Below are 24,584 nucleotides of genomic sequence, written 5' to 3' on the forward strand. Positions count from 1 at the left end.
AAGCGGTGGCGGCAGCAGCAGTCGCGGCAGGTTGAGCGGCACATCGAGCGGCAGTGGTGATGCATGGGTCTACGGGCCTGACGGTGCCAGGTTCTGGGGCGTCTACGGGGCGGCCGGCCTCCTGGTGCACCATCCCGACCGTGGAGTCCTCCTGCAACACCGCGCCATCTGGAGCCATCAGGGTGGCACCTGGGGCGTGCCCGGTGGGGCCAGGCACGAGAACGAGAGCGCCTTCGACGCCGCGGTCCGGGAGGCCGGCGAGGAGGCCGGTGTGCCCGCCCATCTGCTCAGGCTGAACTTCAGCTCGGTGGTCGACCTCGGTTTCTGGTCGTACACGACGGTGGTTGTGCGGGCCATCGAGCCCTTCGAGCCGGTGATCAGCGATACCGAGAGCATCGCGCTGCGCTGGGTGCCACCGGCGGAGGTGGAGCTGCTGCCGCTGCATCCGGGCTTCGCCGCCAGCTGGCCGGCGCTCAGGGGCCGCCTCGCCTGACCGGATCGTCGCCGGCGGATGCGCTCACCGCGCCGGTCGCCGCTCGGTGCGGCGGCCACGGCACCAGCACAGAGACCCGGCGTTGATAGGCGGGATACCCGGTGTGCCGCGAGACCGAGATGCTCTCGGTGAAGGCGATCGACCCCACGAACAGCACGGTCAGAAGCACCGCGCCCAGGGAGCCCGCCTGCAGCCAGGTTCCCGCGGCGATGGCGCCGAAGCCGGCCATCACCCACCACTGGGCGATCTCGCAGAAGTAGTTGGGGTGCCGGGAGTACCTGAACAGGCCGGTCCGCAGGAATCCGGGATCGGTGCCGCCGCTAGCGCGGAGGACCGAGCGCGAGCGCTGGAAGTCCCATTGCTGCTGGTCGGCCACGCTCTCCCCGACGAGGAAGACCAGGAACAGGCCGGCGGCGACCAGATCGGCTGCACCGAAGGGTGTCCGCGGGTTCGCCAGGGCGACCCAGGCCGGCAGCGTGATGAGCAGTAACAGCAGATTCTGGTAGCCGGAGATGAAGACCGCGTTGAACAGCGCGAAGCGGCGCCGGCGCATCCGGTGGCGGAGCGCCGCCCACCGGTAGTCTTCGCCGCCGGGCCGGTAGCCGCCCTTGCGGGCGAAGTTGAAGGTCAGCCGCAGACCCCAGAGGGTCCCGAGCACCGCCATCAGCACCAGCCGCGGGTCGGTCAACCCGCCGGCGCCGGCGAACACCCACAGGTACACCGGGGGCAACAGCGACCACGACCGGTCGACCCAGGAGTACTCCCTGGTGAGCACCGACACGAGCCAGGTCGTGGCGATGGCGGCCGCACACAGTGTCAGGCACACCAGCAGGGCGGATGCGGCGGTGGTGGTCATGGTGGCGCCGTCCCCTCACGCACCACATCGAGGGGTGTCTTGTCGGGGCGCAGGCCCCTCCAGCTGGGGTGCCGCAGCCGGCCCGACGGTGTCCACTCGGCGAACTCCGCCTCGCCCACCAGAGCCGGCTGCACCCAGACGGCGTCGGCCGCATCCTCAGGGGGCACGTCGTCGAACGGGTTGGCCGTCGCCGGGAGCTCGTCGAGCCGGCGGCGCAGGATCGTGAGGTCACGGTCGCGAAAGCCCGTACCGATCCGCCCGGCGTAGCGCAGCCGGCCGGCCGGGTCCTCGCCGGGTCGGCCCGGCTCGGGAATGCCCACCAGCAGCGAGCCGAAGGTGCTGCCGCGGTGCCCGTTCCCGGGGCGCCAGCCGCCGATCACGACCTCCTGCGCCTTGACGTGTTTGATCTTCACCCAGTGGTCGGATCGCCGTCCGCTGGAATAGGTGCTGCCGGTCGCCTTCGCGATGAGCCCCTCCAGGCCGAGCTGCAGACTGGTGGCGAGCACGGTCTGGGCGTCGCCGCTGAACGACGGCGGCACCTGCACGGTACTGGTGGGCACTGTGCTGGCGGGCACTGTGCTTGTGGCCACGGCGCCGGTCGCCGTCACGAGTTCCTCCAGCGCGATGCGGCGTGCCGAGTACGGTTGGTCGGCGAGCGGCGTGCCGTCCCGCTCGAGCAGGTCGAACACGAAGTAGTGCACGGGGGCCAGCCGCCGGGCCTCCTGCACGGCTCGCGCGTCGGTGACGCCGAGCCGGGTCTGCAGCCGCGAGAAGTCGGGCCGGTTCTTCGAGTCCAGGGCCACGACCTCGCCGTCCAGCACCGCGCCGCCCGGACCCCCGCCCGTATCTGCTGCCACCCGCAGGTCGTCGACGAGCTCGGGAAACGACGCCGTCACATCGTTGCCGTTGCGGGTGAGCAAGCGCACCTGCCCGGAGGCGCCGGGCTCGACGTACGCCAGGGCGCGGATGCCATCCCACTTCATCTCGTACGTCCAGTCGATCTCGGCCGACAGGTCTCGCAGGCTGCCCGGCCGGGCGAGCATGGGGGAGTAGGTGCGGTCGGAGGTGGAAAGCTGTGTGGGTGCCCGCGCGCCGGCCGGGCCCGGTCGTTTCGGTTTCATCAGGTGGATCAGCCAGTTGCGTGATGTGGCCTCGCCGGTGCGGATGAGCGCGAATTCCCGGTCGATGCCGGCCAGAGGGCCATCCGGCCGCCCGTGCAGGATCACGATGACCTCGTCGTCCCGCCACTTCTGCAAGGAATAGCTGCCGGAATCCCAGATCGACATGGAACCGGCACCGTATTCTCCAGCCGGAATGTCACCCTCGAACTCGAGGTACTCCAACGGGTGGTCCTCGGTCCGCACCGCCAGGTGGTTGTGGGTGGGGTCGACCGGCATCCCCTTGGGCAGCGCCCACGAGGCCAGGACGCCGTCGTGCTCGAGGCGCAGGTCGAAGTGCAGGGCCCTGGCATGGTGTTCCTGGATCACGAACGCTGCCTGGCCGCTACCCGAGTCCGGCGCCGGTGTCGTGGCGGGGACGGGCTCCGGGGTCCGCCGGGCGTCACGTTTGCTGCGGTACTGCTGCAGACGGTCGGTTCGTTCGACCGTCCCGCCGCCGCCGGCGTCGATGGCGTCCGCCACTGGGCCCAGCAGGTCCGGGCTCCGTTCCAGCCGTCTGAGCACCTGCCGGTAGTCGAGTTGTTCAAGCCCCGGCGACTCCAGCTCCCGCCACGACCTGGGCGCCGCTACCAGGGGGCGCATCAGTCCGCGCAGGCTGTACGGCGCGATGGTGGTCTTGCTCGCATTGTTCTGGCTCCAGTCCACGAAGACCTTGCCGGCCCGCAGCGACCGGGTCATGGTGCTGAGCACCTCGCCGGGATGGTCGGCCTCGAGCGCCTTGGCCAGCTCGTGCGCCACCTGGCCCACCTGCTCGGAGGTGTGGCTGCCGTCCAACGCCGAATAGAGGTGGATGCCCTTGCTCCCGCTGGTCACCGGCAGGGTGTCCAGCCCCATGTCCAACAGCAGTGCGCGTGCCCACCGGGCCACCTCCGCGCACTCGGCGAGGCCGACCCCCTCGCCGGGATCCAGGTCCAGCACCAGCCGGTCGGGTCGGGCGGGGGCGCCAGCCGTATCGAAGCGCCACTGTGGAACGTGAATCTCCAGAGTGCCGATCTGGGCGAGCCAGGCGAGGGTGGCCACGTCGTTGACCAGGGGGTACACGGTCACGCGTGCCGTATGCGCCAGTTCCCGACGCGCGACCCAGGCCGGCGTGCCGTCGCCCAGGTTCTTCTGGAAGAACACCTGCCCGGGCTCCTGGGGCGTGCCCACACCGTGCACCCAGCGCTTGCGGGTCGCCGGCCGGTCCCGTGCGTGCCGGATGAGGGCATCCGCGACCGCCGCGTAATAACCGAGGATGTCGGCCTTGGTGGTCCCGGTCTCCGGGTACATGACCTTGTCCAGGTGGGTGAGTGTGAGCCGGCGGCCGCCCACCAGCACGACCTCCCGGTGGGCGCTGTCCGCGCCCCCGGCTGACCTGCCTGCTGCCCCCGCGCCAGTTGCCATGTGCCCAGCTTGCTCCCGGCCGGGCCGTGGGTCTAGCCTCCGGCCCTCGGACGGGTGTGTACTGGGGTCGGGAGGACGAACGATGAGATCGATCTGGAAGGGCGCCATCACCTTCGGCCTGGTCAACGTGCCGGTCAAGGTCTACAGCGCGACCGAGGACCACGACGTCGAACTGCACCAGGTGCACGACGAGGATGGCGGGCGCATCCGCTACCAGCGCCGCTGCGAGGTCTGCGGCAAGATCGTCGACTACGCGCACATCGACAAGGCATTCACCGACGGCGACAAGACCGTGGTCATCACGGATGCCGACCTCAAGGCGCTGCCGGAGGAACGCAGCCGCGAGATCGACGTGGTCGAATTCGTGCCGAGCGACCAGTTGGACCCGATCATGTTCGACCGCAGCTACTTCCTCGAGCCCGACGGCTCGTCGCCCAAGGCCTACGTGTTGCTGCTGCGCACCCTGGAGCAGACCGATCGCACCGCCATCGTGCACTTCGCATTGCGGCAGAAGACCAGGCTCGCCGCCCTCCGGGTGCGCGGCGGCGTTCTCATGCTGCAGACCCTGCTCTGGGACGACGAGGTGCGCGTGGCCGAGTTCCCTGCCCTGGAGCAGACCGTGAAGATCTCCGACCGGGAACTGGACCTGTCCGCGGCGCTCGTGGACTCTTTCGCCGACGACTTCACCCCTGGCGACTACACCGATGAGTACCAGGCCCAATTGCGTCGACTCATCGAGGAGAAACTCGCCAAGGGCGACGCGATCGACACCGAGGCCACCTTCGGCCACGCCGAGGAGGAGGCCGGCGGGGGAGAGGTGCTCGACCTGATGGAGGCCCTGCGACGCAGCGTCGACCGCAGCCGGACCAGCGGCGCTAATACCACGCCCGCCGCAGCCAAGACCAGGAAGAAGCCGGCACAGAAGGCCGATGCGGCACCGGCAAAGAAGAAGGCGAAGAAGACAGCCACAGACCCCGGCGATCAGGGCCCGGAGATCCGCCGTCAAGCCTGAGCCGGTCCCGACGGCTCCTCGGTAGACTCGAGTCGTGACCGGGCCCGTTCCAACCGACCTCAGCTCCAGGGTGCTGACGGTGCCGAATCTGCTCAGTTTCCTCCGCCTGGCGCTGGTTCCGGTGTTTCTCGGCCTGTTGGTCAGTGGCGAGGACGCGTGGGCGCTCCTGGTCCTGGCTGTTGCCAGCCTCACCGACTTCCTCGATGGCGCCATCGCCCGCGCGTTCAAGCAGATCACCAGGTTGGGCCAGCTGCTCGATCCCGCCGCGGACCGGCTGTACATCTTCGCCGCCCTGATCGGTCTGGCTTGGCGCGATCTGGTGCCGTGGTGGATCGTCGCCGTCGTCGTCGGCCGTGATGTCTTCCTGCTCGGTCTGGGAGTTGTGCTGGCCAACCACGGTTTTGGTCCGCTTCCTGTGCATCAGCTGGGCAAGGTGGCGACTTTCTGCCTTTTTTACGCACTGCCGATGATCATGCTCGGCCAGGCGTTCCCCGAGCTGTCCTGGTGGTCCCAGCCCGTCGGGTGGGCCTTCGGCCTGTGGGGCGCGTACCTGTACTGGTGGGCCGGGGTGATCTACGCGATCGAAACCGTTCGGGTGATTCGCCTGCCGCGCGCTTGAAGGCCCCTTCCATCCGATACGATTTACCCGTAGGAGGTGCACGGTGGTCGATTCCGACGAGAAGAAAGAACCCGAGCGTAGGGTGGCGCCCGAGAATGCCACGGGGAATGTCGATACGACGATGACGTTCAGCCAGGAGTTTGCGGCGTCATTGGCCGCACTCGACGCGAATGTCACCGTCGAGGAACAGGAAGCCATTGCGGCCCTGCCCTCTGGATCCGCCCTCCTGGTGGTGCGCCGCGGCCCGAACTCCGGTGCCCGTTTCCTCCTGGACGGCGATCTCACCACGGTGGGACGACACCCCAACGCCGACATCTTCCTCGATGACGTCACGGTGTCCCGCCGGCACGCTGAATTCCTGCGCAACGGCCGGGTGTTCCAGGTGAAAGACCTGGGGTCGCTCAACGGCACCTACTTCGACGGCGAACGCATCGACCTGGCCGTCCTCACCGACGGTTCCGAAGTGCAGGTCGGCAAGTTCCGTCTCACGTTCTACGCCTCGCGGCTCGACCTCGTACACCTGGCGAGCGACTAGTGCCGGCGTCCTCCGCCCAGACCAGACTGCCGGGCGCGACGTCACTCTTGAGTATCGGCCAGGTCCTGGCTCGGTTGACACCTGAATTCCCGGACCTGACCCCCTCCAAACTGCGTTTCCTCGAGGAACAGGGACTTGTCTCCCCAGCGCGCACGGAATCCGGCTACCGCAAGTTCGACAGTGGCGACCTGGATCGGCTGCGCCTGATCCTGTCTATGCAGCGCGACCACTACCTACCCCTGAAGGTCATCCGCGCCTACCTGGACGACCTCGATTCCGGTCTGTCGCCCGTGCTTCCCGGCGGCGGCGCCCCGGGTCCGAGCATCCTCGTCATCGCCAGGCGTTACACCCGCGACGACCTGCTGCGTGAGTCGGGCGCCTCCTCCACGCTTTTGCACGACGCCGTCACCGCCTCGATCATCGTGCCCGCCGAATACTACGGCGACGATGCCCTCAAGGTGCTCCGTGCCCTGGTCGACCTGCAACGCAGCGGGATCGAGCCCCGGCATCTCCGCGGCTTCCGCGGGGCCGCCGAACGCGAGCTCGGCCTGATCGAGAGCGCCCTGGTTCCCCTGGCGCGTCGGAAGGACGCCTCGAGTCGCGCCAAGGCCGCCGAAATGGCCGTGGAGATCGCGGGCCAGCTCGAGGTGATCCGGGGCAGTCTCATCCGCTCGGCCCTGGGCCGCCTGACCAAATAAGTCGTACACTGAAAGTTCAGCTCAGCGAATCTTCCGGGTTCTTTCGACACGCCGAGACGTTCGGACGGATGTCATCGGTTGGGGCCCCCGGCCTCGCTAACGTTGAAGTGCGGCCTGAAGGTTCGCATCCACCCCCGAGAGGCGCGTATGAGTGAGCTCAATCCCCGAGACGATTCGTCTCGGTACGGTCAGGGACTGCTCTTCACCGACGGCATGCCTGAACTCGATGAGAACTCCGGTTACCGGGGCGCCGTCGCTGCCCGCGCTGCGGGCATCAGCTACCGCCAGCTCGACTACTGGGCCCGCACCGAACTCGTGGAGCCCACAGTTCGCGGTGCCGCCGGTTCCGGCTCGCAGCGTCTGTACGGCTTCCGCGACATCCTGGTGCTCAAGCTTGTCAAGCGTCTGCTCGACACCGGCATCTCCCTGCAGCAGATCCGCACCGCGGTCAACCAGCTGCGCGAGTCCGGTGTCAACGACCTGGCCCAGACCACCCTGATGAGCGACGGCGCCAGCGTCTACCTCTGCACCTCCAACGACGAGGTCATCGACCTGGTCAGCCGCGGCCAGGGCGTCTTCGGCATCGCCGTGGGCAAGGTCCTGCGCGAGGTGGAGACCACTCTGGTCGAACTCGACACCCAGTCCAGCGACCCCTCCGACGAGCTGGCCGCCCGACGGGTCTCCCGCAAGGTCTCGTAGCCCCGCGAACTGAGAGAAAAGCCCCGAAAACGCACGCGTTTCGGGGCTTTTCTCACAGTTCGCGAGAGCGCGAGGCGCTAGCGCGAGGCGCTAGCGCGAGGCGCTAGCGCGAGGCGCTAGCGCGTGGGGACTTCCGCGTACTCGCCGATGCGGGCGGTGCGCAGCACCCGGTCCAGGAGCTGGTCGAAGTAGTGCGCCATCTCCTGGGCACTGTCGCCGGGCCAGGTGTGCAACGGCTTGGCCGCGCCCTGGGCCTGCTGCAGGCTGGTGCGCTCGGGCAGCTGGGGGCTGAGTACCAGCGGGCCGAACATGTCCCGAAGTTCCTTGATCCGGAACTGGTGCTCCAACGACGCCGTGCGGGCACGGTTGACGATGATGCCCAGCGGCTGCAAGCGCGGGCTGAGGCCACGACGGATTTCCTCGATCGCGCGCAGGGCCCGGTCAGCGGCGGCGACCGAGAACAGGCCGGGTTCGGTGACGACGGCGACCCGGTCGCTCGCGGCCCACGCGGTGCGGGTGAGCGCGTTCAGCGACGGGGCGCAATCGATCAGCACGAGGTCATAGTCCTTCTCCACGGTGGAGAGGGCTTCCTCGAGCTTCCAGATGTCGCGGATGCTGGGGTGGGGTCCGTCGAAATTGATGGCGGAGGGGCTGCCGATCATGACGTCGATCGTGCCGGGACGGCCGCGGGTCCAGCCGCTGGGCGCAATGGCTGCGCGCACGACTTTCTCCTTCGGCGAAGCCAGAACGTCGGCGACATTGAGGTGGCCGGCGAGCTGGATGTCGAGCCCGGTAGAGACATCTGATTGCGGATCGAGGTCGACCACGAGGGTCCGAACACCGCGGGCGAAGGCGGCAGAAGCCAGACCAAGGGTTACCGTGGTCTTGCCTACCCCTCCCTTGAGGGAGCTAACGCTAAGTACGTGCACAAGTAGATACGTTACCTTCACTAGTCTTAGAGAACCTAACCGTCAGCTGTGTGCCGCTCCCGGATCGAAAGGTCTCAATGTTCACCAAAATCCTCGTCGCCAACCGTGGAGAGATAGCAATCCGCGCCTTTCGCGCCGCCTATGAATTGGGAGCGAAAACCGTCGCGGTCTTCCCGTTCGAAGATCGTAATTCGCTGCACCGGCTGAAGGCCGACGAGGCCTACGAGATCGGCGAGGCGGGGCACCCGGTGCGCGCCTACCTCGATGTGTCCGAGATCATCCGGGTCGCCAAGGAAAGTGGCGCAGACGCCATCTACCCCGGCTACGGCTTCCTCTCCGAGAACCCCGAGCTCGCCGAAGCGGCGAAGGCCGCCGGCATCACCTTCATCGGCCCGGGCTCGCATGTGCTCGAAATGGCCGGTAACAAGGTCACCGCCAAGGAGCACGCCATCGCCGCCGGTGTTCCGGTCCTCAAGTCCAGCGCACCGTCGCGCGACGTCGAGGAACTCATCGCGGCCGCCGAGGAGATCGGCTTCCCCATCTTCGCCAAGGCCGTCGCCGGCGGCGGCGGACGCGGCATGCGCCGCGTCGCCACCATGGCCGACCTGCGTGGTTCGCTCGAAGAGGCCATGCGTGAGGCCAACAGCGCGTTCGGCGACCCCACCATGTTCCTCGAGCAGGCGGTCCTCCGCCCCCGCCACATCGAGGTGCAGATCCTCGCGGATGCCACCGGCGAGACCGTGCACCTGTTCGAGCGGGACTGCTCTGTGCAGCGCCGCCACCAGAAGGTCATCGAGATCGCGCCGGCCCCGAACCTGCCCGAAGAGATCCGCCAGCGCCTACACAAGGACGCCGTGGCCTTCGCCAGGTCGATCGGCTACGTCAACGCGGGCACCGTCGAGTTCCTGCTCGACACCGTGGGCGAGCGCGCCGGCCAGCACGTGTTCATCGAGATGAACCCGCGCATCCAGGTCGAGCACACCGTCACCGAAGAGGTCACCGACGTCGACCTCGTGCAGTCCCAGATCCGCATCGCAGCGGGGGAGACCCTCGCCGACCTGGGCCTCAGCCAGGACTCGATCAAGCTGCGCGGTTTCGCCCTGCAGTGCCGGATCACCACGGAAGACCCCACCAGCGGGTTCCGCCCCGACACCGGCAAGATCACCACCTACCGTTCGCCCGGCGGCGCCGGCATCCGCCTGGACGGCGGCACCATCAACCCGGGCGCCCAGATCAGCCCGCACTTCGACTCGATGCTCGCCAAGCTCACCTGCCGAGGCCGCGACTACGCCTCGGCGGTCACCCGCTCCAAGCGTGCCTTGGCTGAGTTCCGCATCCGCGGCGTCTCCACGAACATCTCGTTCCTGCAGGCCGTGCTCGAGGACCCCGACTTCGCCAACGGTGACCTGAGCACGTCGTTCATCGACGAGCGCCCGCAACTGTTGCGGGGACGCGCGTCGAAGGACCGCGGTACGAAGATCCTCAACTGGCTGGCCGACGTCACCGTCAACCAGCCCAACGGGGTGCCGATCACGCTGATGAACCCGGCCGAGAAGCTCCCGAAGATCGACCTCTCCGTGCCGGCCCCCGAGGGCTCCCGGCAGAAGCTGCAGCTGCTCGGCCCTGTCGGCTTTGCCAGTGCCCTGCGCAACCAGACCGCCCTGGCCGTCACCGACACCACGTTCCGTGACGCCCACCAGTCGCTGCTGGCCACCCGGGTGCGCACCAAGGACCTCGTCGCCGTCGCCCCGTACGTCGCCAGGCTCACCCCCGAGCTGCTCTCGGTCGAGGCCTGGGGCGGTGCCACCTACGACGTCGCACTGCGCTTCCTCGGCGAAGACCCGTGGGAGCGCCTCGGCGCCCTGCGGGAGGCCCTGCCCAACATCAACATCCAGATGCTGCTGCGCGGCCGCAACACGGTGGGCTACACCCCGTACCCCACCGAGGTGACGGATGCCTTCGTCCGCGAGGCCAGCGACTCCGGTGTCGACATCTTCCGCATCTTCGACGCCCTCAACGACGTCAACCAGATGCGCCCGGCCATCGAAGCGGTGCTGAACACCGGCACCAGCGTCGCCGAGGTAGCTGTCTGCTACACCGGCGACCTGCTCGACCCGGCCGAGGACCTCTACACCCTGGACTACTACCTGCGCCTGGCCGACCAGATCGTGGCGTCCGGCGCTCACATCCTGGCCATCAAGGACATGGCCGGGCTGTTGCGTCCGGCAGCGGCCGAGAAGCTGGTCACGGCGTTCCGCGAACGCTTCGACCTGCCGGTACACGTGCACACCCACGACACCCCCGGCGGCCAGCTGGCGACGCTGCTCGCGGCGTCCCGCGCAGGCGCCGACGCCGTCGACGTGGCCAGCGCACCGATGGGCGGCACGACCAGCCAGCCCTCAGCGTCGTCCCTCGTGGCCGCACTCGTGCACACCGAGCGCGACACGGGCATCTCGCTGCAGAACGTGTGCGACCTCGAGCCCTACTGGGAAGACGTGCGCCGGGTCTACCACCCCTTCGAATCGGGTCTGCGTGCCCCGACGGGCCGCGTGTACAAGCACGAGATCCCCGGCGGTCAGCTGTCCAACCTGCGCACCCAGGCCGTGGCGCTGGGCCTGGCCGACGACTTCGAACTCATCGAGGACATGTACGCCGCGGCGAACAGCATCCTGGGCCGCGTACCCAAGGTGACCCCGTCGTCCAAGGTCGTCGGTGACCTGGCCCTGTACCTCGCCGCCGTCAACGCCGACCCGGCCGACTTCGAGGCCAACCCGGCCAAATACGATGTGCCCGACTCCGTGGTCGGATTCATGGCCGGCGAACTGGGCGACCTGCCCGGCGGCTGGCCGGAGCCCTTCCGCACCAAGGTGCTCGAAGGACGTAACATCCGGGTCAGCACCACCGAGCTGACCGAGGAAGAGCGAAGCGCGCTGGACGGCGACAGCCCCACCCGCCGCGGCATGCTCAACCAGTTGCTCTTCCCCGCCCCCACCCGGCACTTCCAGCAGATCCGCGAGCTCTTCGGCGACCTGTCCGTTGTGGACACCGTCGACTACCTTTACGGCCTGCGCCAGGGCACGGAGCACTCGGTCGAGATCGACAAGGGCGTGCGACTCTACGTGGGCCTTGAGGCGATCGGCGAGGCCGACGACAAGGGCATGCGCACGGTTATGACCATCCTCAACGGCCAGCTGCGTCCGGTCTTCGTGCGGGACCGCAGCATCGCCGTGGTCACCAAGGCGGCCGAGAAGGCCGACGCCAACCAGCCCGGCCAGGTTGCCGCGCCGTTCTCCGGTGTGGTCACCCTGCAGGTCGCCGAGGGCGACGTCGTCGTGGCCGGCCAGAGCGTCGCATCCATCGAGGCCATGAAGATGGAGGCGGCGATCACCTCGCCCATCGCCGGCGTCGTCGAACGGGTCGCGATCCCCGCGACCCAGCAGGTCGACGCTGGAGACCTGCTCGTGGTGGTGCGGCCACGCTAGGCTGAGGCCTGATTTGGGCCTCAATCTCAGGCCCGTAGAAGAACGAGGAGTCTGCTGTGACAGATCGACGGACAGACGATGCCCAACCGCACGACGAGGGTGACGGCCAGCTGGCCCCGGCAGAGACCGGGGCCGGCGCCGCGGCCACAGCGCCGCGACCCGGTGACGAGTACCACAGCGAGCTGCCGCCGCACACCTTCGACAACCTGGCCGCGGCGCTGCCGGACAGCCTCGGCGCCCCCCTCGGGGGCTCCGGCCTGCCCCGATCCGCCGTGCTGCGCACCTCGGCGGCCGGCGCCTCTGACCGCGGGGACACCCGTTCGGCCGTCTCCGCACCGGGCACCTCCCACCCGGGCACCCACACCATCGAGATCGTCACGCCGCAGCGCGCCCGCGACGTCGCGGCTCCGCTCGGCGCGAGCGGCACAGCGGCGGCGGCCCTGTCGCTGATTACCGGCCCGACGAACGCCGCCACGGCCAGCAGACGCGACCGCAGCCGAACGGATGCCCTCGCGCCGGAGTCCGCATCGATGCTCACGTCCGACCGCCTGCTCGAGGTCAACCGCAAGACCCGGCGGCCGCCGAACGGCAGCTGGAACCGGTTCGTCTACAGGGCCTCCTTCCACCTCATCAACCTCGGCGACTCGGCCGCCGTACGTGCCCACCAGGCCATGGACGAGCGCATCCGCAAGCAGTTCGAGGGTGGTGCGAGGTTCGTGCCGATCCTCACCCGCAAGGGCGGTGTGGGCAAGACCACCGTCACGGCCCTGCTCGGCATGGCCATGGCCGACGCCAGGGAAGACCGGATCATCGCCGTCGACGCCAACCCCGACCGGGGCACCCTCTCCGAACGGGTCTCCAAGCAGACCAGGTCGACGGTGCGCGACGTCGTCACGAAGGCCGCCTCCATCGGCGGCTTCACCGACTTCTCGGCGCTGGTATCCAGGGACGAGACCCGGCTGGACATCCTGGCCAGCGACACCGACCCGCTCCTGAGCGAGGCATTCGACGAGAACGACTACAACGTCGTCGCCGACCTCGCCGCCCGGTTCTACTCGATCGTCCTGACCGACTGCGGAACCGGCATCGTGCACTCGGTCATGCGGGCCACCCTGCAGCGCGCGGACTCCATCGTGATCGTGTCCGGCGGCAGCGTGGACGAGGCCCGGCTGGCCTCCGAAACCCTCACCTGGCTCGAGGCCAACGGCTACGGCGAACTCGTGCGCAACGCGATCGTCGCTCTCAACACGGCGACCCAGGGCACCAACCTCGTCAAGCTCGAGGAGATCGAGTCGCACTTCCGCTCCCGGGTGCGCGAGATCGTGCGGATCCCGTACGACCCGCAACTGGCCGCGGGCAGTGTGGTCTCCTTCAAGGACCTCAAGCCGATCACGCGGCTGGCCGCGCGCACCCTTGCCGCCCTCGTCGTCGAGGGGCTCCCGGCCGAACGCCGCGTCTGAGCCTCGCCCCGCACGACCTGTCCCACCGTCTGACCAACACCGTCCCACCAACGCCGTACCCGCCGCTCCATCCGAAGAGAGTCTCCCGTGCCCGAACGCCAGATCCGCCTACTGGGCGACCCAGTCCTCAAAACCCGCTCGGAGCCGATCGGCAGCATTGACGCCCGGGTGCGGAGCCTCGTCGAAGACCTTGTCGACAGCGTGAAGCTCCCCGGCCGGGCGGGGGTGGCCGCCGCCCAGATCGGCGTCAATCTGCGCGCGTTCAGCTACAACATCGACGGCCACATCGGCTACATCCTCAACCCGGTCCTGGTGGAACTGGCGGGGGAGCCGGAGCTGGTCGACGAGGGCTGCCTCTCGGTACCCGGGCTGTGGTACCCGACCAAGCGGTATCCGTTCGCCAGGGTCACCGGCATCGACCTCGACGGCAATCCCGTCGCGGTCGCCGGCGAGGGACTGATGGCCCAGGCGCTTCAGCACGAGACCGACCACCTGGACGGGTTGCTCTACTTGGACCGGCTGGACAAGGAGAACCGTCGGGCCGCGATGAAGGAAGTGCGCGAGTCCGACTGGTTCTGAGCCCCGGATGCGAGAACGAGCCGCCCCGCCGAAGCGGGACAGCTCGTTTTCGGCACAGCTCAATGCTGCGGGACTGTCTAGTCCTGTACTCTGTCGCGCACCGGCACGGCCGCCGTCGTCGGGTTGGCGCCGTAGAGGTTCTGGATCTCGGCCGCGAAGTCGCGCAGGATCAGGTCGCGCTTGATGCTCATCTTCGGGGTGAGGTAACCCGCCGCCTCGGTGAGCTCGATCGGCAGCACCACGAACTTCCGGATGGACTCCGCCCGTGACACCGACTCGTTGGCGTGGTCGATGGCCCGCTGCACCTCGGCGAGGACCTTCGGGTGCACCGACGCGTCGATGAGCGACATCGCGGCGTCCTCGTGGTTGTTGTTCAACCAGACCGGGAGCATCTCAGGGTCGAGGGTGACCAGAGCGGCGATGAACGGCTTCTGGTCGCCGACAACGACCACCTGGCCGACCAGCGGGTTGGACCGGATCGGGTCCTCGAGGGCCGCCGGGGCGACGTTCTTGCCGCCGGCGGTGACGATGATCTCCTTCTTGCGCCCCGTGATGGAGAGGAAGCCGTCGTCGTCGAGAGCGCCGATGTCACCGGTCTTCAACCAGCCGTCGTCGAACACGGCCGCGGTGGCTTCGGGGTTCTTCCAGTACTCGGTGAAGACGTTGACCCCCTTCACCTCGATCTCCCCGTCGTCCATGACGCGCACGGAGACGCCGGGCAGGGCCGGGCCGACACTGCCGATCTTCGACTTGGTGGCCAGGTTCACCGTCGCGGGGGCTGTGGTCTCGGTCAGGCCGTAGCCCTCGAGGATCACGATGCCCAGGCTGTGGAAGAAGTGACCTAGGTGGGCGCCGAGCGGAGCGGAGCCGGACACGGCGAACTTGACGTTGCCGCCCATCGCGGCGCGCAGCTTGCTGTAGACGAGCCTGTCGAACAGGGCGAACTTGATCTTCATGCCCAGCGGGATCCGTTCGCCGGCCTCGACCAGCTTGGAGTGTGCGACGGCGACATCGGAGGCGGCCAGGAAGATCTTGCCCTTGCCGCCGGCCTCGGCCTTCTGCTCGGCGGAGTTGTAGACCTTTTCGAAGACCCGGGGGACCGCGAGCAGGAACGTCGGCTTGAAACTGCCCAGCGACGGGAGCAGCTGTCGGGTGTCCGGCTGATGACCCACCCGGACGCCGCCGTGCACGCACAGCACCGCGATGAAGCGGGCGAAGACGTGGGCGGTCGTGATGAACAGCAGGGTGGATGCGCCGTTCTCGTCGGTGAGAACGGGCTTGAGTGCGATCCCGGCGTTCCGGCTGGTCTCGACGAAGTTGCCGTGGCTGAGCACACAGCCCTTGGGCCGGCCGGTGGAGCCCGACGTGTAGATCAGGGTGGCGATGTCGGAGGCCACAGCCAGGCGACGGCGGCGATCGATCTCGGCATCCGGAACATCGACGCCCCTGGCGGCGAGCTTGTCCAGGTCGCCGAGGTCGATCTGCCAGACCGTCTCGACGTCCGGCAGCTCCGGATGCACCTCGTCGAAGCGGGCGAAGTGGTCCGCGGTCTCCACGATCAGCGCCGTGGCGCCGGAGTCGCTGAGAATCCACTGCACCTGACTGGGCGAGCTCGTCTCGTAGACGGGCACGAGCACGGCGCCCGCGAACCAGACGGCGAAGTCGATCAGGGTCCACTCGTATCGGGTCTTGCAGGTCAAGCCGATCTTGTCGCCGGGCTGCACGCCGGCAGCGACGAATCCCTTGGCCAGCGCGATGACCTCCGCGTGGAACTCGGCTGTGGTGACGGGCAGCCAACCGCCGTTGTCCGGGCGGGAGAACAGCACCAGGTTGGGCGTCAGCGCAAGACGGTCGACCAGCAGGTCGGTGACGTTCGCGTTCGGGTCGGCGGGGACGACGGCGGGCTCATCGAACTGTTTCACGGTAACTCCTTTGGCACCGGACGGGTAAGTGCGTTCACTCTAGCCGCTGATTCGGGGTGAACCTGCGATTCTCCCGGCGGCATGCTCATTTACTACACTCTAGGGGGTGCCTTGCGTGGTCGATCAGGTCGCTGCGTGCCCCGTGCCGTTTGAGAGCCGACCTGAAGAACACACTGTTGCCCTACCTACGAAAGGTGCGCTCGTGCACGCCATTGGGATTGACATCGGCGGGACCAAGATCGCCGGTGCCCTCGTCGACGAATTCGGAACCATCATCAGGTCGGACCGCCGGCCCACAAACGCCGGGGACCCCGGCGAGATCGAGAACGCGGTCGTCGAGATGATCGAGGGGCTGTCAGAGGGTGAGGATGTCGTGGCCGCCGGAGTGGCCGCCGCGGGGTTCATCGACGCGGCCCAGTCCACCGTCTACTACGCGCCCAACATCAACTGGCGGAACGAGCCGTTGCGAGAGAAACTCGAGTCGCGCCTGGCCATCCCCATCATCATCGAGAACGACGCCAATGCGGCTGGATGGGCCGAGTTCTGCTTCGGTGCCGGCCGGTTGTACAGCGACATGGTCACGCTCACCATCGGTACCGGCGTCGGCGGGGCCATCGTGTCCAACGACAAGCTCTTCCGCGGCGGCTTCGGCGTGGGAGCCGAGCTCGGGCACATGCGCGTGGTGCCCGACGGGCTGCCCTGCGGCTGCGGCGCGCACGGCTGCATCGAGCAGTACGGGTCTGGCCGGGCGCTGCTGCGTATCGCGAACGAATTCGCGGACGCCGGCGGCATCGGACTGGGGCTGGCGGCAGCGCGCTCCAAGCGCGGCAAGCTGACCGGCAAGGATGTCGGCCGGTTCATCCAGGACGGCGACCCTGGTGCCCTCGCAGCGCTCCGTCAGCTGGGCGCGTCGCTCGGCCAGGCCTGCTCGAGCCTCGCCGCGGTGCTGGACCCCCAGGTGTTCGTGTTCGGTGGCGGGGTCGCTGCGGCTGGCGAACTGCTCCTCGAGCCGATCCGCACCGCATATCTCGACAACCTCCCGGCCCGTGGCTACCACCCCGAGGCCGAGTTCGCGATCGCAGAGCTGGTCAACGATGCCGGCGTCGTCGGCGCCGCAGACCTCGCCCGCCGACACGTCACCGGTGAGTAGGCTGTTCGTGCTGCAAACGACGGTGCGGCACGCTGCCGACCGGCCCCCGCTCACTTAAGGACACCGATGTTCTACTGGTTCATGAAGAATATTGTGGCCGGCCCGATCCTTTTGGGCCTGTTCCGGCCCTGGGTGATCGGGCTCGACAACATCCCCAAAGAGGGCGGCGTGGTTCTCGCGAGCAACCACCTGTCGTTCATCGACTCGGTGTTCCTGCCGCTGGTCGTGCCACGTCGGGTGGTGTTCCTGGCCAAGAGCGAGTACTTCACCGGTACCGGCCTCAAGGGCTGGGCGACCCGGCAGTTCTTCAAGGCCACAGGCCAGTTGCCCATCGACCGCTCAGGCGGGAAGGCGTCGGAGGACTCCCTGAACACCGGCCTGGCCGTGCTGAACGGCGGGGGAGCGCTCGGCATCTATCCGGAGGGCACCCGCAGCCCGGACGCGCGCATGTACCGCGGCCGCACCGGTGTGGCCCGGATGGTGCTCGAGGCGGGGGTTCCCGTGGTCCCAGTGGCCATGATCGACACCGAGAAGGCGATGCCCACCGGAACCCGCATCCCCAAGGTGCGCAGGATCGGCATCGTCATCGGCGAGCCGCTCGACTTCAGCCGCTTCGAGGGAATGGAGGGTGACCGGTTCGTGTTGCGCTCCGTGACAGACGAGTTGATGTACGAACTGCGCCGCCTCAGCACGCAGGAGTACGTCGACGTCTACGCCACCAGTGTCAAAGAAAAGCGCGCCAGCCTTTCACGCTAGGCTCGATTATCGTTCACCCCAGGCCCGCCGTCGCGCGGGCCGAAGAAGAGAAAAACAGGCTCAGTCCCGTGGTAGACCCCACCGAACCGGTTGTAATGGCAGACGAATCTGTAATCAACGGGCTGGACTATTGGCGCACGCTTCCCATCAAGCAGCAGCCGGCCTGGCCGGATGCGGATGCCGTCGCGGCCGCATCCGCCGAGCTGGCCACCCAGCCGCCGCTGGTCTTCGCCGGCGAGGTCGACATCCTGCGCGACCGCCTGGCCCAGGCCGCCCGCGGCGAGGCCTTCCTGCTGCAGGGCGGTGACTGCGCCGAGACCTTCAGCGGTGCCACCGCCGAGCAGATCCGCAACCGAGTGAAGACCGTTTTGCAGATGGCCGTTGTGCTCACCTATGGCGCCTCGATGCCCGTCGTGAAGATGGGCCGGATGGCGGGGCAGTTCGCCAAGCCGCGCTCCAGCGACTTCGAGACCCGCGGCGACGTCACTCTGCCGGCCTACCGCGGTGACATCGTCAACGGCTACGACTTCACCCCGGAGTCCCGCGAAGCGGACCCCGACCGGCTGGTGAAGGCGTACCACACGAGCGCATCCACCCTCAATCTCATTCGCGCCTTCACCCAGGGCGGCTTCGCCGACCTCCGCCAGGTGCACAGCTGGAACCAGGGTTTCGCCAAGAACCCGGCCAACCAGCGCTACGAGGGCCTGGCCAAGGACATCGACCGCGCGATCAAGTTCATGATCGCTTGCGGAGCCGACTTCGAGGCCATGCGCCGCACGGAGTTCTACACAAGCCACGAGGGCCTGCTGATGGACTACGAGCGCCCCATGACGCGCATCGACTCCCGCACCGGCACGCCGTACAACACCTCGGCGCACTTCGTCTGGATCGGCGAACGCACTAGGGAGATCGACGGCGCGCACGTGGACTTCCTGTCCAGGGTGCGCAACCCGATCGGCGTCAAGCTCGGCCCGAGCACCTCGATCGACGACATGCTGCGCCTGATCGACAAGCTCGACCCCAACCGCGAGCCCGGCCGGCTCACCTTCATCACCCGGATGGGCGCCGGCAAGATCCGCGACGCCCTGCCGCCGCTGCTCGAGGCGATCAAGGCCAGCGACGCCATGCCGCTATGGGTCACCGACCCGATGCACGGTAACGGCGTCACCACGCCCACCGGGTACAAGACGCGTCGTTTCGACGACGTCGTCGACGAGGTCAAGGGCTTCTTCGAGGCGCACCGCTCCGTGGGGACCCACCCCGGCGGCATCCACGTGGAACTCACCGGCGACGACGTCACCGAGTGCCTGGGCGGCTCGGAGCACATCGACGAGGCCGCCCTGGCGACCCGCTACGAGTCGCTCTGCGACCCGCGCCTGAACCACATGCAGTCCCTCGAGCTCGCGTTCCTCGTGGCCGAGGAGCTCGCAGCCCGCTAGGCAGCGCGCGCCGTCCCGCACCACCCGGTTGCCCCGTTCCGGACCAGCTGCTCCCGTACACCGGAGCAGCTCGTCCGCAGCGGGGCATCTCGCGTCTGACGTACCCGCTAGCCGAAGGGGTTGGTGGGCGTCAGCGTGATCGAGCTGCCCTTGGCCGCGAGGGTTCCCGCTGCCGGATCCGTTGACTTGATGCTGATGATCGCCGCGATGGCGTCTGCGGCCAGGTTGTAGTTCAGTTTGAAACCGAGGTCGGTGAGCACCTGCTTGCCCTCGCTCCAGGACATGCCAACGACATTGGGGATCTCCACCGGCTCCGGGCCGCGGGAGACCGTGAGGAGGAGGGTGGAGCCGGCCCTGATCGGGCCCTCCTCCGCAGCGGCGACCGAGATGACGTCGCCCTCGGCGATGGTGTCGCTGTAGGTCTCCTCGCCCGAGGTGGCGATGAGGTTCTTGTCTTCGAGGATGCTGATGGCGTCGTCCACAGACTCGCCCGTGACATCGGGGATGCCGCCGAGCGACACCGTGAGGTTGACGTTGAGCCCCTCGAAGTAGTCGCCGCCCTGGGAGACGTCGCCGCCGTCGCTCTCGCGGCTGGCCGAGATCACGAGGCCCTCATCGACATCGCCGTTGAACACCTCGTCGATGGTTCCCGGAACTGCCTTGGCCTCGGCGATCGCCAGTGACGCGGCATCCGCGCTGAGGCCGGCCAGCACCGGAAGCGTGATGGGTGCGGGACCCTGCGACACGTTGAGCGTCACCGTGCTGCCCTTGGGCACCCTGGAGCCGTCGCCGGGATCGGTGCTGACGATCAGTCCGGCCGCGATGTCGGTGCTGTACTCGGTTCCCTGCGCGGCGACGAGACCGAGCTCCTCGAGCTGAGCCGCGGCATCCTCGGGGGTCGCCGATACCAGCGAAGGTACCTGGATCTCCGATCCCGGGCCGACACCGAAGTACCAGCCAGCTCCGCCGGCTACTGCCGCGAGGAACACGATCAGGGCGAACCACCAGTAGCCCCGGCGGCGTCGTTTGGTGGCCGTGCCCGCGAGTCTGGCGGTGTTGTCGGGTTCGTCCTCGTCGTCAGCGGGCGGGACGGCGATGGCGGCTGCGGTCAGCGGCCCCCGGCCGAGAATCTGGGTTTCGGCGTCGGCGGATGCGGCGGCGACGCCCCGGGGCAGCACCATCGTTGCCTGCATGGCCGTGTCCTCGCGCGGCCGAACCAGCTTCTCGACGTCGAGAAGCTGGTCGAGCATGACCCTCGCGTCGCGCGGGCGCTCCTCGGGGTCACGGGCGGTGGCCCAGAGCACGAGTTCGTCGAGTTCGCTGGGCACGCCGGGCGCGACCAGGCTGGGCATCGGCACGGTGTCGTTGGCGTGCTGGTAGGCCACCTGCATGGGCGCCTCGCCCACGTACGGCTGTTCGCCGGTGAGCATCTCATAGGTCATGATGCCCAGCGCGTAGATATCGCTGCGGGCGTCGGCGACGCCGCGGGTGACGAGTTCGGGGGAGAGATATGCCACGGTGCCGAGCAGCGCCTGGCCGGTGGCCGTGTTGTTGTTCACGGCGCGCGCCAGGCCGAAGTCACCGATCTTGATGCGGCCGTCGTCGGCGAGCAGCACATTCTCCGGCTTCACGTCGCGGTGCACGATCCCGGCCTTGTGCGCGGCGGCAAGACCGGAGAGCACAGCTTCGAGGATGTCCATGGTCTGCTCCGGCGTGAGCCGGCCGTAATCCTTGAGCAGGTCGCGCAGCGTGATGCCGGGCAGGTGTTCCATCACCAGGTAGGCGATGTCAGCATCCTGGCCCTGGTCGAACACGTTCACCACGTTGGGGTGGGCGAGCCGGGCCGCAGAGCGGGCCTCCTGGATGAAGCGGCTGCGGAAGGCGTTGTCGTCGGCCAGGTGGCCATGCATGATCTTGATCGCCACCCGGCGCTCGAGGCGCAGGTCGGTGGCGAGGTACACGGTGGCCATACCGCCGCGGGCGATCCGGGAGCGCACCTGATAGCGACCGTCGATGAGACGGCCGATCATGGGGTCTGAGGGGCTTTCGGTCACCCGTCGAGTCTACGGAAAACTCGGGCGTTCCTCTGGACGGCCCGCAGCGCGGCGGGACACGATTCGGTCACCGGCGCCCCAATTGCCAGATTCAGCCCAGGTCGGCGAGCCAACTCCGGGCGGATGCCTCCCACTTGGCGTACAGGTCGGGGTGTCCGGAGATCTGCACGGCCTGGGCCGCCTGGGTGACCGTCATGGCTTCCCAGCCCGGAATGTCAAGCAGGCCGCGGGTAACGCCGGGGTTCGGGTTCACAGCTCCGCCGAAGAAGGCCCTGGTGGAACGTTCGGCGTCCATGACCTGGGCCTCGTTGCCCCAGCCGGAACTGGGGCGCTGCTGGAAGATGCCGAGCGAATCCCGGTCGCCGTAGTCGATATTGCGCAAACCCGACTCCTGCGCGGCGGCGGCGAGGGCCACGACAAGCGCGGCGTCGTTGGCACCGGCCTGCCGGCCGACGGCGATGATGAGCTTGACGTTCGCGGCCATCTCAGCGGTGAGCGGAGTCACCGATCCCTGTGCCGGGGCAGGTGTCGGGGTGATGACGACGGCAGGGGCGGCATCCAGGACCGGCGCCGAACTGGCGGACGCGGTGCCGGCAGGCGCGGCGCTCGGAAGCGCGAGGACCTGGCCGGGGTAGATGATGCTTGAGTAGCCCAGGCCGTTGGCCTCGAGCACCGACTGCACCGAGACGCCGGCGCCGGTGGCGACCTTGTCCACGGTGTCGCCGGCCACCACGGTGTGGCTGCCGGGTGTCGATGTCGTGATGGCCGTCGCCGCAACGGCGGCCGGGGCGGTGGTGGCCGGGGCAGTGGCGGAGCCCGCGGCGGGCAGCACGATGACCTGGCCGGGGAAGATGATGCTGTTGCGGCCGAGACCGTTCACGCTGAACAATGCGTCGGTCGGCACGCCGTGCGCGGCGGCGACGCCGCTGAGGGTGTCGCCGGACTGGATGGTGTACCTGGTGAGTTCGGTTGCGACAGAGGCCGGGGTGGCGGCGACGGCGAGCGGGGTCGTCGACAGGGTGAGTACCTGGCCGGGGAAGATCACGGCGGACCAGCCGAGGCCGTTCAGGGCCAGGACCGACGCCGTCGACAGGCCGAACTTGCCGGCAATGGCGCTGATGGTGTCACCGTCGACAACTGTGTACTGGCTGGGCGCTGGTGTCGACGTGGCCGGTTGCACAACCTGCACAGGCTTGACCGCCACCTGCGGCAGCGTGGTGCGGCTCTTCAACGGCTTCTTCAGCGCCGTGGCGGCCTGAGCCGGTGACGCCAGGTTGAGTACGATCGCAATCGTGCTCACCACAACAAGGGGGATGCTGGCAAAGGCTCCGATGGAGCGCCGCATTCCGGTCGTGGCCGGGCGGTGCCTGGCCGAACTGGACGTTGCGGGGCTCGCAGGACTGGCGCTCGAGGTGGCGGCGCTCGAGGTGGCGGGCAAGCCTGTCGTCTCGACGGGGGAGTCCTGTCGGACCGTCCTCGTTTCGATCTTGCTGGCTCTTACCGACATGACGCTCCGCTCGTTGACTGCTCGTCGCCAACCACCTGTGCCGTAGCTGACGTGTTCTCAACGCTGACACAGATGGTATGCCGAGTCAATTAACCACGCGGGTACGAAGCCGGATGTCTGGCGAATAGGTCTGAATCCGCCAAAATGGCCGCTCAGGCCGGACAGTCGGCCGGGGAGAGAGGTCGCGTCGGGGGTTTGTTGGCAATGCCGAATCATGGGAGGCTTGATGCGTGACCGATTCGTCTTCAGCTCAACCGCACTCCGTCCCCTCGACCGAAACAGCGTGGCTCGACATTCCCGACCTCGTCGAGGTTCTCGGGCTCAGCCACAGCCGGGTTCGGCAGCTCATTGAGGACAAGCACCTGCTCGCCGTCCGCCGTGACGGCAAGATCAGTGTGCCGGCGTCCTTCATCCGCGATGGCTCGCCGCTCGGCGAGCTTCGAGGCACCCTGATCGTGCTCGCCGACGACGGATTCACCGACGAGCAGGCCATGGAGTGGCTGCTCGAGGTGGATGACAGCCTCGGTGTTCCGCCAATCGATGCGCTCCTGGCCGGTCGTAAGGCCGAGGTGCGCCGCGTCGCGCAGGCGCTGGCCTAGCCGCACCCAGCCACACCTGGTTGTATCTAGGCAGGCTGCACTCGGCGCGTCGCTAGAAGACGCGTCGTGTGACGGTGCCGGCGAATTCGGTCAGTTCCGCCCCGACTCCGGCCGCCACATCCGACCCGTCCAACACCGCGAGGGCCTGGCCGACGTTCTGCTGGATGAGCGTCTCCACCCGGTCGACGGCTCCGCTGTCGACGATGATCTGCTGCAGCGACGAGATCTCGTCCGCGCTCAGGTCGGCGCGTCCCAGCAGTCTGTCCACGGTCTGCCGCGCGGGCTGGTCCATGCGTTCCCGGGCCAGGGCGATCAGGACCGTACGTTTGCCCTCCCGTAGGTCGTCCCCGCTGGGCTTGCCGGTCACTGCCGCGTCCCCGAACACGCCGAGAAGGTCGTCCCTGAGCTGGTAGGCGATGCCGAGCGGCAGGCCGAAGGCGCGCAGGGTGTCGAGCTGGTCGTCGGTTGCTCCGGCCAGGGCGGCACCGATCACCAGCGGCGCCTGAACGCTGTACTTGGCCGACTTGTACACAATGACCCGAACTGCCCGATCGAGCAGCTCGGCCTCCGGCTGCACGAGCCAGGCACGTTCCTCGAGGATATCGAGGTACTGGCCGGCCGTGACCTCGGTGCGCATGAGGTTGAATTCCCTGCGTGCCCGTCGGGCACTGGCCCGGTCCGCGGCGTCGTCGAGTCCGTCATCCAGCAACTCATCGCTCCAGCCCAACAGAAGGTCGCCGAGCAGGATCGCCGAGGCCCGGCCGAAGTCGCCCGGGCTTCCGGCCCAGCCCTGGGCGGCGTGCAGGCTCTCGAAGCGGCGGTGCGCGGATGGGGCGCCCCTGCGGGTGTCGGAGTTGTCGATGATGTCGTCGTGAACGAGCGCAGCGGCGTGGAAGACCTCCAGCGCAGAGGCGACGGACACGATGCCCGCAGGGTTGCCGAGAGTCCTGCCGGGAGCGTCGCCCGGCCCGGCCGCGAGAGGACCCGCTGCGTGCGGTTCGGCAGGGGCCGGAACGCTCTGCCAGCCGAGGTGTGCGAACTGGGCCCGGAAGCGTTTCCCGCCGCTGAGAAACTGCCGTGAGAAGTCCACCAGCACAGTGAGGTCAGGGCTGATGGTCGTCACAATTGATTCACGCGTATTGATGAATTCGTCGATGCGAGAATGAACCAGATCGACCAGTCGAGTGCTTTGAGCCACGTGCCTAGCCTAGCCATCTCGGCGGGACTAGAATTA

General features: G+C 68.1%; 21 protein-coding genes. 14 read left to right on the plus strand and 7 right to left on the minus strand.

The features are described from left to right. Nucleotides 1-31 precede the first annotated feature (31 nt). The gene (locus E3T61_RS07925) at nucleotides 32-493 is read left to right on the plus strand and encodes an NUDIX domain-containing protein (RefSeq protein WP_338145519.1); all 462 of its coding nucleotides are present in this window, start codon (nucleotides 32-34) and stop codon (nucleotides 491-493) included. Here the strand turns inward: E3T61_RS07925 and E3T61_RS07930 are convergent. Continuing rightward, nucleotides 474-1,349 (minus strand): DUF1295 domain-containing protein, encoded by an 876-nt coding sequence (locus E3T61_RS07930; protein ID WP_134640330.1) that lies wholly within the window; start codon nucleotides 1,347-1,349, stop codon nucleotides 474-476. The genes E3T61_RS07925 and E3T61_RS07930 overlap by 20 nt on opposite strands. Next, entirely contained in the window at nucleotides 1,346-3,910 is a 2,565-nt protein-coding gene (locus tag E3T61_RS07935) for an ATP-dependent DNA ligase (protein WP_134640331.1), read from the minus strand. Before E3T61_RS07935 ends, E3T61_RS07930 begins: the two co-directional genes overlap by 4 nt. Nucleotides 3,911-3,992: 82 nt before the next feature. Between E3T61_RS07935 and ku the strand changes: the two genes are divergently transcribed. The 5 genes from ku (at nucleotide 3,993) to E3T61_RS07960 (ending at nucleotide 7,473) form a co-directional block, all read left to right on the plus strand. Then, nucleotides 3,993-4,922: a non-homologous end joining protein Ku gene (gene ku / locus E3T61_RS07940; RefSeq protein WP_134640332.1), complete on the plus strand. Its 930-nt coding sequence runs from the start codon at nucleotides 3,993-3,995 to the stop codon at nucleotides 4,920-4,922. A 34-nt stretch (nucleotides 4,923-4,956) separates the two neighbouring features. Beyond that, nucleotides 4,957-5,541, plus strand: a complete 585-nt coding sequence (locus tag E3T61_RS07945; protein ID WP_241992452.1) for a CDP-alcohol phosphatidyltransferase family protein — start codon at nucleotides 4,957-4,959, stop codon at nucleotides 5,539-5,541. Between the two features lie 121 nt (nucleotides 5,542-5,662). Next, nucleotides 5,663-6,076: an FHA domain-containing protein gene (locus E3T61_RS07950; protein ID WP_134640454.1), complete on the plus strand. Its 414-nt coding sequence runs from the start codon at nucleotides 5,663-5,665 to the stop codon at nucleotides 6,074-6,076. Continuing rightward, nucleotides 6,076-6,774 (plus strand): transcriptional regulator FtsR, encoded by a 699-nt coding sequence (gene ftsR, locus E3T61_RS07955; protein WP_134640333.1) that lies wholly within the window; start codon nucleotides 6,076-6,078, stop codon nucleotides 6,772-6,774. The genes E3T61_RS07950 and ftsR overlap by 1 nt, the downstream gene beginning before the upstream one ends. Before the next feature lie 147 nt (nucleotides 6,775-6,921). Next, the gene (locus E3T61_RS07960; protein WP_104164635.1) at nucleotides 6,922-7,473 is read left to right on the plus strand and encodes a MerR family transcriptional regulator; all 552 of its coding nucleotides are present in this window, start codon (nucleotides 6,922-6,924) and stop codon (nucleotides 7,471-7,473) included. A 116-nt stretch (nucleotides 7,474-7,589) separates the two neighbouring features. On the opposite strand, the gene E3T61_RS07965 is transcribed toward E3T61_RS07960, so the two are convergent. Further along, entirely contained in the window at nucleotides 7,590-8,402 is an 813-nt protein-coding gene (locus tag E3T61_RS07965) for a ParA family protein (protein WP_134640334.1), read from the minus strand. A gap of 77 nt (nucleotides 8,403-8,479) precedes the next feature. On the opposite strand from E3T61_RS07965, the gene E3T61_RS07970 reads away from it, so the two are divergent. The 3 genes from E3T61_RS07970 to E3T61_RS07980 all read left to right on the plus strand — a co-directional run bounded on the left by E3T61_RS07970 (nucleotide 8,480) and on the right by E3T61_RS07980 (nucleotide 13,923). Then, nucleotides 8,480-11,884, plus strand: a complete 3,405-nt coding sequence (locus tag E3T61_RS07970) for a pyruvate carboxylase (RefSeq protein WP_134640335.1) — start codon at nucleotides 8,480-8,482, stop codon at nucleotides 11,882-11,884. A gap of 56 nt (nucleotides 11,885-11,940) precedes the next feature. Further along, nucleotides 11,941-13,344: a MinD/ParA family ATP-binding protein gene (locus E3T61_RS07975; protein ID WP_241992453.1), complete on the plus strand. Its 1,404-nt coding sequence runs from the start codon at nucleotides 11,941-11,943 to the stop codon at nucleotides 13,342-13,344. A gap of 87 nt (nucleotides 13,345-13,431) precedes the next feature. Next, on the plus strand, nucleotides 13,432-13,923 hold the full coding sequence (locus E3T61_RS07980) for a peptide deformylase (RefSeq protein ID WP_134640336.1): 492 nt from the start codon (nucleotides 13,432-13,434) through the stop codon (nucleotides 13,921-13,923). 77 nt (nucleotides 13,924-14,000) lie between these two features. On the opposite strand, the gene E3T61_RS07985 is transcribed toward E3T61_RS07980, so the two are convergent. Continuing rightward, the gene (locus tag E3T61_RS07985) at nucleotides 14,001-15,845 is read right to left on the minus strand and encodes an AMP-dependent synthetase/ligase (RefSeq protein WP_134640337.1); all 1,845 of its coding nucleotides are present in this window, start codon (nucleotides 15,843-15,845) and stop codon (nucleotides 14,001-14,003) included. Nucleotides 15,846-16,047: 202 nt separating this feature from the next. Between E3T61_RS07985 and E3T61_RS07990 the strand changes: the two genes are divergently transcribed. The 3 genes from E3T61_RS07990 (at nucleotide 16,048) to E3T61_RS08000 (ending at nucleotide 19,190) form a co-directional block, all read left to right on the plus strand. After that, nucleotides 16,048-16,995 (plus strand): ROK family glucokinase, encoded by a 948-nt coding sequence (locus E3T61_RS07990; RefSeq protein WP_134640338.1) that lies wholly within the window; start codon nucleotides 16,048-16,050, stop codon nucleotides 16,993-16,995. 66 nt (nucleotides 16,996-17,061) lie between these two features. Continuing rightward, nucleotides 17,062-17,751 (plus strand): lysophospholipid acyltransferase family protein, encoded by a 690-nt coding sequence (locus tag E3T61_RS07995; protein WP_130179244.1) that lies wholly within the window; start codon nucleotides 17,062-17,064, stop codon nucleotides 17,749-17,751. A 95-nt stretch (nucleotides 17,752-17,846) separates the two neighbouring features. Further along, nucleotides 17,847-19,190 (plus strand): class II 3-deoxy-7-phosphoheptulonate synthase, encoded by a 1,344-nt coding sequence (locus tag E3T61_RS08000; RefSeq protein ID WP_134640339.1) that lies wholly within the window; start codon nucleotides 17,847-17,849, stop codon nucleotides 19,188-19,190. A gap of 107 nt (nucleotides 19,191-19,297) precedes the next feature. On the opposite strand, the gene pknB is transcribed toward E3T61_RS08000, so the two are convergent. After that, nucleotides 19,298-21,244 carry a Stk1 family PASTA domain-containing Ser/Thr kinase gene (gene pknB, locus E3T61_RS08005; RefSeq protein WP_134640340.1) on the minus strand — a complete coding sequence of 649 codons (1,947 nt, stop codon included), beginning with the start codon at nucleotides 21,242-21,244 and terminating at the stop codon, nucleotides 19,298-19,300. 91 nt (nucleotides 21,245-21,335) lie between these two features. Then, on the minus strand, nucleotides 21,336-22,589 hold the full coding sequence (locus tag E3T61_RS08010) for a LysM peptidoglycan-binding domain-containing protein (RefSeq protein WP_134640456.1): 1,254 nt from the start codon (nucleotides 22,587-22,589) through the stop codon (nucleotides 21,336-21,338). On the opposite strand from E3T61_RS08010, the gene E3T61_RS21885 reads away from it, so the two are divergent. Further along, nucleotides 22,537-22,797 (plus strand): hypothetical protein, encoded by a 261-nt coding sequence (locus E3T61_RS21885; RefSeq protein ID WP_166793182.1) that lies wholly within the window; start codon nucleotides 22,537-22,539, stop codon nucleotides 22,795-22,797. The genes E3T61_RS08010 and E3T61_RS21885 overlap by 53 nt on opposite strands. A gap of 184 nt (nucleotides 22,798-22,981) precedes the next feature. Continuing rightward, nucleotides 22,982-23,350, plus strand: coding sequence for an Rv2175c family DNA-binding protein (locus E3T61_RS08015; protein ID WP_166793185.1), 369 nt, complete (start codon nucleotides 22,982-22,984; stop codon nucleotides 23,348-23,350). A gap of 52 nt (nucleotides 23,351-23,402) precedes the next feature. On the opposite strand, the gene E3T61_RS08020 is transcribed toward E3T61_RS08015, so the two are convergent. Next, on the minus strand, nucleotides 23,403-24,548 hold the full coding sequence (locus tag E3T61_RS08020) for a polyprenyl synthetase family protein (protein WP_134640341.1): 1,146 nt from the start codon (nucleotides 24,546-24,548) through the stop codon (nucleotides 23,403-23,405). Nucleotides 24,549-24,584: the final 36 nt, after the last annotated feature.

The organism is Cryobacterium lactosi (assembly GCF_004403945.1).
Classification (GTDB): Bacteria; Actinomycetota; Actinomycetes; order Actinomycetales; family Microbacteriaceae; genus Cryobacterium; species Cryobacterium lactosi.